This is a genomic window from Pedobacter sp. 01N416, from assembly GCF_056399685.1.
Map to the genome: position 1 here is coordinate 1 of NZ_JBFTRT010000237.1, position 13,948 is coordinate 13,948.

Annotated in this window: 12 protein-coding genes; 10 read left to right on the plus strand and 2 right to left on the minus strand. The window is 37.1% G+C overall.

Annotated features, from left to right (window positions below; genetic code table 11):
• Positions 1 to 2,090: TonB-dependent receptor domain-containing protein (locus tag AC1DND_RS14290; protein WP_477582532.1), on the minus strand; the 2,090-nt coding region annotated here is incomplete at its 3' end.
• 457 nt (positions 2,091 to 2,547) lie between these two features.
• On the opposite strand from AC1DND_RS14290, the gene AC1DND_RS14295 reads away from it, so the two are divergent.
• The 4 genes from AC1DND_RS14295 to AC1DND_RS14310 all read left to right on the plus strand — a co-directional run bounded on the left by AC1DND_RS14295 (position 2,548) and on the right by AC1DND_RS14310 (position 8,189).
• Positions 2,548 to 5,553, plus strand: a complete 3,006-nt coding sequence (locus AC1DND_RS14295) for a SusC/RagA family TonB-linked outer membrane protein (protein ID WP_477582534.1) — start codon at positions 2,548 to 2,550, stop codon at positions 5,551 to 5,553.
• A complete protein-coding gene (locus AC1DND_RS14300; RefSeq protein WP_477582536.1) occupies positions 5,546 to 6,712 on the plus strand; it encodes a RagB/SusD family nutrient uptake outer membrane protein in 1,167 nt (388 codons plus the stop codon). Before AC1DND_RS14295 ends, AC1DND_RS14300 begins: the two co-directional genes overlap by 8 nt.
• 148 nt (positions 6,713 to 6,860) lie before the next feature.
• Complete coding sequence (locus tag AC1DND_RS14305; RefSeq protein ID WP_477582538.1) at positions 6,861 to 7,163, plus strand: hypothetical protein; 303 nt, start codon at positions 6,861 to 6,863, stop codon at positions 7,161 to 7,163.
• Positions 7,164 to 7,208: 45 nt separating this feature from the next.
• Positions 7,209 to 8,189, plus strand: coding sequence for a hypothetical protein (locus AC1DND_RS14310; protein ID WP_477582539.1), 981 nt, complete (start codon positions 7,209 to 7,211; stop codon positions 8,187 to 8,189).
• Positions 8,190 to 8,308: 119 nt separating this feature from the next.
• Here AC1DND_RS14310 and AC1DND_RS14315 read toward each other — a convergent pair whose 3' ends face one another.
• Complete coding sequence (locus tag AC1DND_RS14315; protein ID WP_477582540.1) at positions 8,309 to 9,082, minus strand: DUF4397 domain-containing protein; 774 nt, start codon at positions 9,080 to 9,082, stop codon at positions 8,309 to 8,311.
• Between the two features lie 509 nt (positions 9,083 to 9,591).
• On the opposite strand from AC1DND_RS14315, the gene AC1DND_RS14320 reads away from it, so the two are divergent.
• The 6 genes from AC1DND_RS14320 to AC1DND_RS14345 form a co-directional block, all read left to right on the plus strand.
• Positions 9,592 to 10,290, plus strand: a complete 699-nt coding sequence (locus AC1DND_RS14320) for an N-acetyltransferase (RefSeq protein WP_057931816.1) — start codon at positions 9,592 to 9,594, stop codon at positions 10,288 to 10,290.
• A 1-nt stretch (position 10,291) separates the two neighbouring features.
• Complete coding sequence (gene argG, locus AC1DND_RS14325; protein ID WP_477582542.1) at positions 10,292 to 11,479, plus strand: argininosuccinate synthase; 1,188 nt, start codon at positions 10,292 to 10,294, stop codon at positions 11,477 to 11,479.
• A 66-nt stretch (positions 11,480 to 11,545) separates the two neighbouring features.
• Positions 11,546 to 12,016: a GNAT family N-acetyltransferase gene (locus tag AC1DND_RS14330; protein WP_477582544.1), complete on the plus strand. Its 471-nt coding sequence runs from the start codon at positions 11,546 to 11,548 to the stop codon at positions 12,014 to 12,016.
• Positions 12,017 to 12,018: 2 nt separating this feature from the next.
• Positions 12,019 to 13,002 (plus strand): N-acetyl-gamma-glutamyl-phosphate reductase, encoded by a 984-nt coding sequence (argC, locus tag AC1DND_RS14335; protein WP_477582545.1) that lies wholly within the window; start codon positions 12,019 to 12,021, stop codon positions 13,000 to 13,002.
• A gap of 70 nt (positions 13,003 to 13,072) precedes the next feature.
• Positions 13,073 to 13,429, plus strand: a complete 357-nt coding sequence (locus tag AC1DND_RS14340) for a four helix bundle protein (RefSeq protein WP_477582546.1) — start codon at positions 13,073 to 13,075, stop codon at positions 13,427 to 13,429.
• Between the two features lie 95 nt (positions 13,430 to 13,524).
• On the plus strand, positions 13,525 to 13,948 hold a 424-nt coding region (locus AC1DND_RS14345), incomplete at its 3' end, for an aminotransferase class III-fold pyridoxal phosphate-dependent enzyme (RefSeq protein WP_477582547.1).

Here is a 13,948-nt window from a genome sequence, read left to right on the forward strand (position 1 = left end):
TCTAAATGGTTATCGTTATAAGCGAAACCTGCAATAATATTTAAACCGTTAACCGGGTTTGCAATAACTTCGGCTTCTATACCTTTGCTGATTTTATTGCCATCCTGGATTTGTGCATTTGGATTTGATGGATCTCCGTTATAACCCCTAACAATATCTTTAACTTTAATGTAATAGTAAGATACAGCGCCTGTTAACTTACCATTAAATATGTTTGTTTTAACTCCACCTTCAATTTGGTTTGCTTGCTCTGGTTTAAAAGCATTACCTTGATAATCTATACCGTTTAAGTTGTTAAAGCCGTTTTGGTAATTGGCAAATAATGATAGCTGATCTTTAATTGGCTGAAATACCAAGCCAAATTTTGGCGAAAAAACAGTTTGTTTGTACGCACCTTTTGGTGCCGAGCCTGTACGATCGGAATTGCCTTTATTGTCAAATCTGTCTACTCTTAATGCAGCTAAGGCGATTAACCTATCTGTTAAACTAATCACATCAGAAACATAAGCACTGTATGTATTGGTTTTGAAGTTATACGGATATTTAGGAACACTAGGAAGTGCTGCATAAAATGCCGCTAAATTATGTTCAGTAAAGTTATTGTAGTTAGCGCCGCTTCCATCTTTATTGGTCAGATCAAAAGTATCGATCGAATAAAATAACTGATCGGAGTTTTGTCGTAAATAATCAAGGCCTAAAACCATTCTGTTTTTTACCGAACCTAAGTTAAAAGTGCCATTGAAATTTTGTTGTACCTCGTAAGTGAAAACCTTACTGTTATCAGTTGATTGATCTGCTCTTGATATCAAATCGGCACCTGGTGCAGCCGTTGGGTTGCCCAGTGGAGGATAGTTGTTTGGGACTAAGAACAAATACGTACCACGGCCATTAGAGAAACTATAGTTGCTTGAAAAGCTGGTGTGAGACGACCAATTATCATTAAACTTGTAATTAGCCTGTCCGAAGAAGTTTGAGCTATTGTATTTTTGCTTCATCGCATCAGCGGTGAAGGACTTGTCGTAAGCTATTCCAGATTGATCCGCCCTATCAAAACCAAGGTCTTTTACAGGGAAATAGAAGAAAACGAATGGTTTTAGGGTGCTTGTACCGTTGGCAATTTCGGCATCAAAAACAAAGTCTAATTTATCGTTTACTTTATACGACAGGCTAGGCGCAATGAAGAAACCTTTGTCATAAACATTCTCCTGGAAAGAACCTTTGTAATTGTAAGAAGTATTTAACCGGGCATAAATGTGGTTATCTTTATCAACAGGAAAATTGAAATCGGTACTAACCCGGTTAAAATCGTAGCTACCTGTCGAAAAGCTTACCGCGCCTCCCATTCCTTCGAAAGGTTTTTTAGTTATACGGTTAATTAAACCACCATATGAGGTTAATGTGCTACCGAATAAAGTAGCAGATGGACCTTTTATAAACTCTACATTTTCTAAGTTAGCAGCATCGTTGCGGCCGGTTACGTTACCAGCAATTCCATTTCTGAGTTTAGCCTGTACAATAAAGCCTCTTGATGCGTAATAAGCACCACCATCGCCACCGCGCGAAGTTGATTCCCACATTTTTTGAACGCCAGTCGCATTGCGGGCAGCATCATCAACCGAAAACACAAGCTGGTCGGCCATTGTTTCCTTCGTAATCGTGGTATATACCTGTGGGTTTTCTAGGTTGTTAAGCGGCATTTTTGAAACGAATTCACTTTTCTTAGCGATATACTTATTTATGCCCTGGTTAATATTTACTTCATTAAGCTGATTTGAATTTTGGTTGATTACAAAATCAACGGTTTTGTTCTCTCCAGCAGTAATAACTATTGGTTTTTCTATATTTTGGATACCAACAGCCGATACCCTTAAAGTATAAGATCCTGGTTTAACTCTCTGGATTTCGAAAATACCCTTTTCGTTGGTTACATTCCCCAGGCCTTTTCCTTTTAAACCAACCGAAATGTAAGCGGCAGGTTTACCATCCGAAGTGGTAACTGTGCCGCCTATGGTCGAAAACTGTTGGGCAAAGGAGAGTAGACTGGCAAAAGTTAAAAAAAACGTTATACAGAAAAGTCTGATTTTAAGCATGATAATATTTATTTGGATTAATTCTAAACTGCTGCAAAATAACGGTAGAAAATCTTATTATCCAAATTATTTTGAATTATTCTAAATAGTGGTGATTGGTGCCTGTAAAACCTAGTTTTAATTCAGACTAGGAATGAAGTGAAGTAAATAGCTTTAACGTTTTAGTTGTGTTAAAATCTAAGTTTATCGAAATTTTTTCAACTAAACTTCTGGGAGATTTTTTTCGAATTTAGTTCGAATGTGATCAAGAAATATGAGGTAATTTGGCAAAATAGACCGTTTTGAGCAGCTATTGGTATATTGTTAATTGCAAAAGTCAGTTTTTGTAAAACAAAATGTGGTATTTAAGCCAATTTTTAGGTTAAAATATGGTTCCTTTTGATTAAAAAAAAATTAAAATCGAAGTAAAAATGTTGATACTTTTAGTTTGTAATCAAACCAAACTAACTAATCATCAATGGAAAAAACTTCTACAAGACATTGCTATGTGAAATTTTTGATGGCAACATTCTTTTATTTACTTATTCCGTGGCTCGCTTTTGCGCAGAAAACAATTAAAGGAACTGTTTTAGATCAAAATGACAAACCCATACCAGGGGTTTCTATTATCGAAAAAGGTACCAAGAATGGTACCGCTACAAACGCCGATGGAAAATTCACCTTAACAGTTCAAAACGACGGTGCAATTATTACCGCTAGAATAGTAGGTTATCGTTGGGCAGAGAAAACGGTTTCGGCAAGTGGTACATTAAACTTTTCTTTGGAAGAGGATAATAATACGCTGAATGAAGTGGTTACTATCGGTTATCAAAAAATTACCAGAAAGAAAACTACAGCTGCAATATCCAGTATTTCCGCTAAAGAGTTGGCAAATTTGCCGTCCGCGAGTTTCGATCAATTGCTGCAAGGTAGGGTGTCGGGTGTAAACGTTCAGAATTTCACCGGTCAACCCGGAGCATCGCCTACCGTATCTGTTAGGGGTAATTCGTTGGTTAGCAGGGGTTACGATGAGTTTAACGTAATAAATTCACCACTTTATGTGGTTGATGGCGTTCCTCAGCCAACCGAAACCTATGTCGGGCCAGGTGTAGGTACAGGTCAGAATTATCTAGCCGGCATAAATCCAACAGACATCGAATCTATAGACGTATTAAAGGATGCGTCAGCAGCAGCTATCTATGGATCTCGTGCAGCCAATGGGGTTATCTTGATAACGACGAAAAAAGGGCTTAGCGGCGAGCCGCGGGTTTCTATCAATGCTTATGCAGGGTTAACCCAAAGACCAAAGTTAAGAGATGTGACACTTGGAACCACCGAGAGAAGGCAGAAAATGGATGTTTTGCAAAGGCAATTATCTTATAGTGATCTGAAACAGCTTCCTTACATTTTAACAGATAGTTTAAATCCTGCTTATAATGGCAATACAGATTGGCAGGATCTTTTTTATCAATCTGGAAAAATCACTAATGGCGATTTGAGTGTGAGTGGTGGGGGAGCTAATGGAATGGTATACAGGTTTAGTGGAGGTTACTATGATGAACAAGGTATTATTAAGGCAACTGGTTTCAAAAGGTATTCTGGTAGGTTAAATCTGACGACCAGAGCCATGAAGGAGAAATTAATGATTAATCCCATCATTGCCTACTCGAGATCGGATTTTTCAAGAGGTAATGGGAGTGGCAGTAGCCCTGTTAATTTAGGGGCTGGCAATATGCCTTCATCATTGTTGAATCTGGATGAAGATAAAAAAGCACTTTTATTAGGTGCCTATGATGAGAATTTGGATAAAAACATCAGCAATCAACTTACGCTAAATTTAAACTTAAGTTATGAGTTTAATAAACACCTAATGCTCACTTCTCAGTCCTCTTATTTGTTAAATACAGCCAGAAGGGATTATAGTAGGACAAGTATATTGAACAATGGCCAGGGAAATTCATCATCGAGCTACGCAGATAATAGTACAAATGCACTAACGTCTAATTTTTTATCATATAACAATCAGTTTGGTAAACATTCCCTGAGTGTTATTGCTGGGCAGGATATTCAGTATAACCAGTTCCAGAATACATCTGCTTCAGGTTATGGAGGTCCATCAGATAACATTCAAGTTGTCAGTGGGTTTCAGCAATCAAGGATTTCAGCTGGTTCTGACTATCAGGCTTATGGACTTCTTTCCTATTACGGACGTTTAGCTTATGATTTTGATGGTAAGTATTTACTTTCGGCAACTGCCAGGGCAGATGGTTCATCCAGATTTGGTAAAAACAATAAGTGGGGATATTTCCCGTCTGCATCTGTTGGTTGGCTAGCTTCAGAAGAAAATTTTATGAAAAACTGGGTAAATAATCCATTTACACTAATCAAATTGAGGGCCAGTTTAGGAACATCAGGAAGTTTACCTAATAATAATTATTTACAATATAACTTGTATTCTGTAAATAATGGTGGGTTTAATGGAAATGGTGGAGCAACTTCCTATAATGGTACTACAGCTATTACACCGAATTTAAGTGATGGTGCCGCGCAAAGTAACCTGAGCTGGGAAAAATCCCTTCAATGGAATATCGGTACTGATATTGAAATCAAAAATGGTAAGTATGCACTATCGTTTGACGTATATAACAAAGAGTCTTCTCTACAATTATTTAGTGTAAACCTTCCACTAACAACAGGGTACGATCGAGCTTTAACGAATTCCATAGGCGTCCGAAATTCAGGTGCCGAGTTGACCGTTTCTGCTAATCCGCTTGAAGGAAATTTCAAATGGTTTACGAGGATTAATGCTTCATATAATAAAAACCAGATCATGAGTTTGCCGAATGGTGGAAGAGATCTTATTTTAAGTGGAGACAGATTTGATAAATCCCATATCCTTTCAGTTGGAAGTCCAATAAATGCATTTTATCTTTATAGGACAAATGGCGTATTTTCAAGAACAAGCGATATACCTGTTAATCCTTTTACAGGAGAATTATATAGAAATAGCAATGGTGCGTACCAAGCAGGCCAATTTTACCTAGCGGATCTTGACGGAGATGGTTTCATTGATATTTTTAATGATGGCATCAATCCGGACAAAGCGCCGATCGGCGATCCTAATCCAAAAGTTACCGGAGGCTGGACCAATGATTTCAGTTACAAGAACTTTTCATTGAACATATTTTGCACCTTTACTTTCGACAGAGATGTGTTAAATTTATTTGAATCAGATCGTTTTTCTAATTCAACAGATGGGGACCCAATAAATAGATTTGCTGGATTTTCAACTCCGGATTTAAGCAAAACAAATATTTGGAGAAATCCTGGTGATCAGGCAGACTACGCCAAATATGATTTGGGAAGTTATCGTTACTATTACACCGGTGCCCAGACTTTTTTCTTGGAAAAAGGTGGTTATTTCAGAATCAGAAGTATAAATTTTGGTTACAATTTTCCGGCTAAAACGCTTAAAAATGTCTAACATCGTTATTGCTAATGTAGGCAAGATGACTGATGCCCAACTGAAAGACACAGATGATCCTATAGCGTTTAAAAACAACATAACGGGGCAGGCAATGTTTATCCGTGCTTTAAGCTATTTTATGATGGTAAGGGTTTGGGGTGATGTCCCCTTGGTTACTACAGCTTATGACGATCCAATCACAGCGCCACAACTTCCGAGAAGTTCGAGAGCAGATGTTATGAAGCAAATTGAAACCGATTGCAGAAATGCCATCAATTTATTGACCTGGAATTATATTAATATTGGCGATGCAAAAGTGACCGCCAATAAAGGGTCAGCATATGCATTATTGGCCCACCTATACCTATGGAGAGCTACGATGTCTGACGTTAGCAAAGATGCGCCAAATTTAACTGACGTAAATAGTGCAGATACGACAATTACTACTTTAATACAAAAGGGAGGATATAGCCAGACAGATACTGCAAATTATAAATCAACCTTTGTAGGCCGTTCTACTGACGGAATATTCGAGATCAATATGAGTGAGAATACATTAGAAGGTTCTAATTCCAGCATTGGTACGAGATTCCTTAGCGGTGCTTATATCAATACATATTCTAATAATCCAAGATTTTATGTTGTTCCACGTTTTCTGACAGATCAATTTGGATCAAATTCTAACGATATTCGCTTTACCAAAAACTTCGACCTTTCAAATCCTGAAAGACCAATTTGTACAAAATACAGCAATATAATTTATAGAAATCCCGGACAGAAATTAGATGCTTACTTGAGTAATAACATGATTATTTTCCGTTTAAGTGATATGAAGTTGCTAAAAGCGGAAATCGCATTATACAAAAATGATGCAGCCACAGCGACCACTATCATCAATGAATTCAGAACAAGGAATAATCGTAATCCTACACTTGTACAAAATGGACTTTCTGTAAGTGGAGTAATGGATGAGTATATTAAGGAAAGAAGTAAGGAAATGTATCTTGAGGGGCACTTGTTCTTTGATCTTTTACGTACCAGACGCTATGGTAATGTTGTGGACTGGCTTACGGAAACCAGGTTTAGAAGAGAAGGGTTTTATTGGCCGGTAGATCCTGCACTATTCAGGGAAAATCCAAATCTTAAACAAACAACCTATTGGCTTGGAAAAGTTTAACTATTTAGTATTAAATCATGAAAAAATATATCATAGCTGTAATAGCGATTATAACCGCCGCATTTACGTCCTGCAAAAAGGATAGCTACAAGAATTGAGTGATTCCTTGAAAACATACATGTTTGCGGGTAAAATTAACCGTGATCAAATGACAATCTCCGGTAAACTTTATGATAGTATGCTTGGTTCAATTCCTAATGTACAGTATCTGATTAAGCTAAGAAGGACGTTTGATTATAACGCTTATGTAAGTAATGTAGATTACGTAACTTATACCAAAGTGATTGGTACCAGAGATGATCGTGAGCCAAATCAGGATGATATTCCAGATAATCAAAAAGATAAGGCTGTTGATTGCCAGACTTCAGGGATTATTACTACAACCGGAATCGTGCATGTGCTCAATGGAAATCATAGGTTGTTTTTTAATGCCCAGTCGTTAGGTAACTAAGACTACCTGTGAAAAACAATATGTTAACCTCAATAATGTATAATTATGAAAACAAAATATATTTTAGGTTTTTTTGCGCTGCTAAGTATAGCAGCATGTAAAAAAATACAACAAGGCTTTCAAAGTGATGCTATTAGATATAAAGACAATAATATCTACGCTAAAAGAGGCTTGATTTTATATCAGTCTGATAGGATAAATGCCGATGGCTCTACACCGCCATATACATTTAAACTTCTTAATCTTCGACGCGAGGATGGATCTCCTGCTCCTTCTCAATTTAATACCGAGTATGAAATTACTACGTTTAAAGCTGGGATGTCATTTGATGCTACTACTGATACTACTGTAGCATTGCTAAATAAAAAGAGAGAGACAGTTAAGCGATTGCCTATGTACTTCAATGAAGCCAGCGGTCAGCTTACTTTTAATAAGGCTTCTGCCAATTTACCCTTAGGTAAATACTATTATGATGTAGAAATGACAAATGTAACGGGTACAAAATTATTTCCTAAATTGGCTACGATAAATGTGGTAGACCCTGAATTGGAAGATCTTTTTGTAGTAACTGATAATGTTGCTAATGGATTTAATGATATAACAGGAGTTGCAACAGCAATGCGTAACCCAACCATTACCTGTACCAAAATATCAAATTCAGGTGCACGCGCAATTTTGAAAATGGTTGATAAGAATGGACGTACATTTAATCCGAAAGCCGGCGAGATCATTCAAAGAGGAGACCGTCCAGTTTTTGAAAACTATGCAAAGTTTAACCCCGTTATCAAAACGGATACCGCGATGATATGCGACTTTGAAGTTGCGCCGTTTCCACTAACGAAGTATATAACGCCTACAACCGATTGGGGATTTCTAATGTATTATCGAATACCTAGTCAATTTGTTACTATTGATAATTTTCCATCTTCACCGGGTTTTTCTGTGAATCCAAGATGGTCGTGGCAATTGAAGCTTGAGGGTACTTATGTAATCCAGATAAAATTTCCTGATGTAACAAAAAAATAGTGATGAAGAAATAGCTTTAGCCTTAATGGGCAGATAACCTTTTTCTACGAATTAAAACGGCAATTTTCGATACGAAAATTGCCGTTTTTTTATGAAGGGTAAACACAAAAAGCCTTTTTTTATTTGATCAATATAACCTGTAAACTTAAAGGACGTTCAGTTTCATTTGCAGGTGTTACCAAACCACCGCAAATAATGTCATAATGATAACCCGCTGTAAAACTGGTGCTGGCGGAAGTAGCTTTAACTGTTCCTGATGAAGTTTCTTTTGCATCCAATGTATAAGTTCCTGCATCTACAGCAATAAAACCACTCGCATTTTTATAAGTTTTATTGGTAACCAGCATGGTCGTTGCGCTCGTTTTGGCCAGGTCTAAAGCCGGTGCATCAGGCGATAAATTGATAAAGCGGATGTAAGCTTTATCAGTTGATGGTATAGAAAGATCATCACCAATGGTATAAATATCTAGCGCCGCCGGTTTATTAATTAAATAAGAAGAGTAATAGGTGCTTGCATTTAAAGTAACGGTTTTGGTTAACAAGCTCTCTGCGCTACTGGCCGTTGTAAATTTTAAACTGTAAGCGCCTGCGGCATAAGAAAGATAAGCAGCAGAGCCTCCAAATGGTAAAGCTGCCGAATTAACCATGCTGCCATTAAAGTAAGCATTGTAGGTAGCCAAAGAAGGTGATGCATTGATTACCCTTAAATAAGATATGTTGGGATCGGCAGTCTCGGTTTTTTTACATGAAGTTAATGCTGTAAAAGCAATTAGAACAAATAAAGGGATCGATTTGAAATGAAATGGCGTAAAATTCTTCATACGGTTAAAATTTGATTTAATATTTAAGGAGTATCCATAAAACGATAGCCAGATCGCATTCGCTACAGACATACAAATATTGAGTTTAAACCGTATTACGGGATGTTAAATGATGTTAAGCAGATGTTAAAGTTTGTTGCGTTTTTTTAACAATGTTAAAATTGGCAAAAGAATCTATAACTGAAATGCACGATACTCGAATTTTTTATAAATTTATAAATGGCCTCAATACTTGTTTAAGTCAGATTAGTTCAATAAAATCGAAAGCTTAACATAAAAAAATGATGATATTATTGTGTAACTCGATTTTTATTTAAACCTTTGCACCTCAATAGAGTTAAAGCCGTTTTAATACGCAAGAAATGATTAAACAAATTTTATATAAACTTTCTGTTTCCACAGCACAAAATGTGTCTGGGAAAGGTATGTTTATTAATCATTTTCAGCCCGTGTTTTATTATCCCACAAGCCGGCAAAATTTCACTCCACGTATTTAGTACCTACACTAAACGTAACGAGGAATTGATCCTCTCTAAAAACCCAATTAACAAGAATACTTATAATTTTTCGTTAGAAAACGAATGGATATTAACGAATTTATAGTGCAGGTTGCACTTCCTGAACATCGTGTATTTGCAGAAGAAATAGTAACCGAAATGGCAGAATCGGCAAAAGCTCGTGGAACAGGGATTGCTAAGCGTTCGCCGGAATATATTTCTAATAAAATGCAAGAAGGCAAATCGGTTATTGCTTTCCATAAAGATGGCTCCTGGGCAGGATTTTGCTATATAGAAACCTGGAGCCACGGACAGTTTGTGGCCAATAGTGGCTTAGTGGTAAGTCCTAAATACCGCAAAGCGGGATTAGCAAAAGCCATCAAAAATGAAATTTTCGGTTTATCGAGAAAGTTGTACCCAAAGGCAAAAATATTTGGTTTAACAACAGGCTTGGCCGTAATGAAAATCAATTCAGATTTAGGCTACGAGCCTGTAACCTACAGCGAACTTACCCAGGATGAAGAGTTTTGGAAAGGCTGCCAAAGCTGCGTAAACTTCGAAATTTTAAAAATGAAGGAACGCAAAAACTGCATGTGTACAGCTATGCTTTACGATCCGGCCGAGAAGAAACATGAGGTAGCCAAGCAATTTGCCGAAGAACTGCAAAAGAAACCCAAATTATACGAGCGCTTTATGCGCATTAAACAGCGTTTAGTTGTTAAACCTAAGCCAAAAAATGGCTTAAAAGCCCTTTTATTTTTATTTACCTTTTTATTTAAATAGCATGAAAAAAGTTGTTTTAGCATTTAGCGGAGGCTTAGATACCTCATTTTGTTGTATTTACCTGGCACAAGATCGTGGATTAGAAGTTCATTCAGTAATTGTAAATACTGGTGGTTTTTCTGATGAAGAGTTACAGGAAATTGAGAAAAGAGCATATGCTTTAGGCGTAAAATCGCATGCTGTTGTAGATGAAACTGAAAGTTACTATGAAGGATGCATTAAGTACCTGGTTTTTGGTAACGTATTAAAAAATGCTACTTATCCATTATCGGTAAGTGCAGAGCGTGTTAGTCAGGCAACAGCTATTGCCAACTACGTGAAAAAAATTGGTGCAGATTATGTAGCTCATGGAAGTACCGGTGCAGGTAACGATCAGGTACGTTTCGATATGATTTTCAATATCCTTATCCCAGAGGTTGAAATCATTACCCCAATTAGAGATTTAAAATTATCCCGCGAGGCGGAAATAGAATATTTAGCACAACATGGTGTAGAATATAGTGCAGAAAAAGCAAGATACTCAATCAATAAAGGTTTATGGGGAACTTCGGTAGGAGGAAAGGAAACGTTAACTTCTCACGAAACCTTACCAGAAAGCGCCTGGCCAACCCAGGTTTCGGAAACAGAATCGCATAGGGTAGAATTAACCTTCGAAAAAGGTGAACTGGTTGCTATTGATGGTGAAAAATTAGCACCTGTTAGGGCAATCCAAAAATTACAGGCAATCGCTCAGCCTTTTGGTATCGGTAGAGATATCCACGTTGGTGATACCATTATTGGTATTAAAGGTCGCGTAGGTTTTGAGGCAGCTGGCCCCATTATCATTATCAAAGCACACCATACGCTAGAAAAACACACCTTAACCAAATGGCAGTTAAGCTGGAAAGAACAATTATCGTCTTTCTATGGTAACTGGTTGCACGAAGGTCAGTTCCACGATCCGATTATGCGGAATATTGAGGCTTTTTTAGCTGATACGCAAAAATTTGTGAGCGGTAAAGTATTTGTAGAGTTGTTACCGTATCGTTTCCAGGTTATCGGAATTGAATCAAACCATGATTTAATGAGTAATAAATTTGGCAGCTATGGCGAAATGAATAACGCCTGGAGCGGAGAAGACGTTAAAGGTTTCTCTAAAATATTTGGTAACCAGGTGATGATCTGGCATAAGGTGAACAACGAGGCATAAGGTAAAAGGCATAGGTGGATTAGTGCAAACCTTACACTCAAACCCTCTACCTTAAAACTTTAAATTGTGAGTAATATAACAATCAAACAGATAGATTTAACAGAAACCAACTTAGTAGTTGGTCTGTTTAATCAGTATCGCATATTCTACAATCAGTTTTCTGACATCGGAATGGCTAAGGCTTTTCTAGATGAAAGATTACAGCATAATGAGTCTATCATTTTTGTTGCTACTGATAGTAATACACAAGAAGCGATAGGTTTTACACAGCTATACCCAAAATATTCGTCGGTAAGATTAACAAAAAATTGGATTTTGAACGATTTATATGTTGATGAAAATTACCGTAAGCAGGGCATTGGAGAAAAGTTAATTAAAGCAGCCATGGGTTTTGCCAAAACTCAGGGAGCTACATTTGTACAGCTGGAAACAGCGGTTGATAACTATACTGCCCAGCATCTGTACGAAAGTATAGGATTTGTTAAGCAAGAAAATGATTCAGAATTTTTTCTTTATAAAATAGCACTAAACGCATAGAGATGAATAAAATTAAAGCAGGAATAATTGGTGGTGCGGGTTACACTGGAGGCGAAATGTTACGCATTTTGGTTAACCACCCAAATGTTGAAATTGCTTTTGTAAACAGTACAAGCAATGCCGGGAACTTAATTTCTGATGTACACACTGATTTAATAGGCGATACAGATCTAAAGTTTGTGAGCGATATTCCACAGGATATTGACGTGCTTTTCCTTTGTGTTGGCCATGGTGATGCGAAGAAGTTTTTAGCCGCTAATCCAATTAGCGATAACATTAAAATCATCGATTTGTCGCAGGATTTCAGGTTGCATGCAAATGCTAACTTTTCGACCAAAGACTTTGTTTACGGATTACCCGAGCTAAACCGCGATAAAATTAAAGCAGCTAAAAATATCGCAAACCCTGGCTGTTTTGCAACTTGTATTCAATTAGGCTTGTTGCCTTTGGCATCGAAAGGTTTGATCAAGAATGAAGTTCATATTAATGCAACTACGGGATCAACCGGTGCAGGACAGAGTTTAGCTACCACTTCGCACTTCAGCTGGAGAAACAACAATCTTTCCATATATAAGGCATTTGAACACCAGCATTTGAACGAGATTAGCGAGAGTTTGTTGCAGTTGCAACCATCACTTTCTGAAGCTTTAAGTTTTATCCCACAGCGTGGTGCATTTACAAGAGGTATTTTAGCTGCCATGTACCTGGAAAGTGATTTAAGTTTAGAAGAGGCGCAAAATATTTACGAAGCATATTATAGTGCCCATCCATTTACACATGTCAGTCGGAAAAATATCGATCTAAAACAGGTAGTGAATACCAATAAAGCGCTGGTTCATGTAGAAAAACATGGCGGTAAATTATTTATCATCAGCGTTATTGATAACCTGTTAAAAGGTGCCAGCGGACAAGCGGTTCAGAATATGAACTTAATGTTCGGCTTGGATGAAACAGCAGGACTTAAGTTAAAAGCAGCTAATTTTTAGGTAGAAGAGACCAAAGCTGAAAGACTAAAGTCTAAAGCGAAGGTAGCATGAAGAATAACTAAAACATCAAATGAGAGACTATCAAAAATTAGACGTTTGGAAAAAATCACATCTAATGGTTTTACATGTATATAAAGTTATTTTACCTGCTTTTCCTCCTCATGAGAAATACGACTTGCAAAGTCAGGTTAAAAGAGCTGCATATTCTGTTCCACTAAATATTGTTGAGGGAGCAGGGCGGCGGACTGAAAAAGATTTTGCCCACTTTCTTGATAATGCTTTAGGCTCTGTCCAAGAAATGGAATATGCTTGTTTTCTTGCAAAAGATTTAGATTATCTTGAAGAAAGCAAATATTTTGAAATTTATAAAATGGCAGGTGAGGTTAAAGCAATGTTAATTGGCTTAATTAAACACCTTCGACAATAACCAAGATTAAATGCTATTGGATTTGGCTTACTGCTATATGAAATGTCACAGGAAGCTTTGGTCTTTGGTCTTTAGTCTTTAACCTTATAAAAAAAATGCAACTATTCGACGTTTACCCACTTAACGATATAGAAATAACCAAAGCAGCAGGCAGTAATGTTTGGGATGCTAATGATCAACAATATTTAGATTTATATGGCGGTCATGCTGTAATTTCAATCGGGCATACCAACCCACATTATGTAAACCGCTTAACTGATCAATTAAATAAAGTTGGTTTTTATTCAAATTCAGTAAAAATTCCTTTGCAGGTTCAGCTTGCAGAATTATTGGGAACTGTTTCTGGTAAAAAAGATTTTCAGCTCTTTTTATGTAATTCTGGAGCTGAGGCAAATGAAAATGCTTTAAAACTAGCTTCATTTTACAACGGGAGAAAAAAGGTAATTGCTTTTACAGGCGCTTTCCACGGACGTACATCTTTGGCAGTTGCCGTAACCGATAATCCTAAAATTGTAGCAC

Bases quoted from the DNA above. Each gene is read 5' to 3' on its own strand.
- AC1DND_RS14300 (WP_477582536.1), top strand. From the start codon at position 5,546: ATGTCTAACATCGTTATTGCTAATGTAGGCAAGATGACTGATGCCCAA.
- argC (WP_477582545.1), top strand. From the start codon at position 12,019: ATGAATAAAATTAAAGCAGGAATAATTGGTGGTGCGGGTTACACTGGA.
- AC1DND_RS14340 (WP_477582546.1), top strand. From the start codon at position 13,073: ATGAGAGACTATCAAAAATTAGACGTTTGGAAAAAATCACATCTAATG.
- AC1DND_RS14305 (WP_477582538.1), top strand. From the start codon at position 6,861: ATGACAATCTCCGGTAAACTTTATGATAGTATGCTTGGTTCAATTCCT.
- AC1DND_RS14295 (WP_477582534.1), top strand. From the start codon at position 2,548: ATGGAAAAAACTTCTACAAGACATTGCTATGTGAAATTTTTGATGGCA.
- AC1DND_RS14315 (WP_477582540.1), bottom strand. From the start codon at position 9,082: ATGTCTGTAGCGAATGCGATCTGGCTATCGTTTTATGGATACTCCTTA.
- argG (WP_477582542.1), top strand. From the start codon at position 10,292: ATGAAAAAAGTTGTTTTAGCATTTAGCGGAGGCTTAGATACCTCATTT.
- AC1DND_RS14320 (WP_057931816.1), top strand. From the start codon at position 9,592: ATGGATATTAACGAATTTATAGTGCAGGTTGCACTTCCTGAACATCGT.
- AC1DND_RS14310 (WP_477582539.1), top strand. From the start codon at position 7,209: ATGAAAACAAAATATATTTTAGGTTTTTTTGCGCTGCTAAGTATAGCA.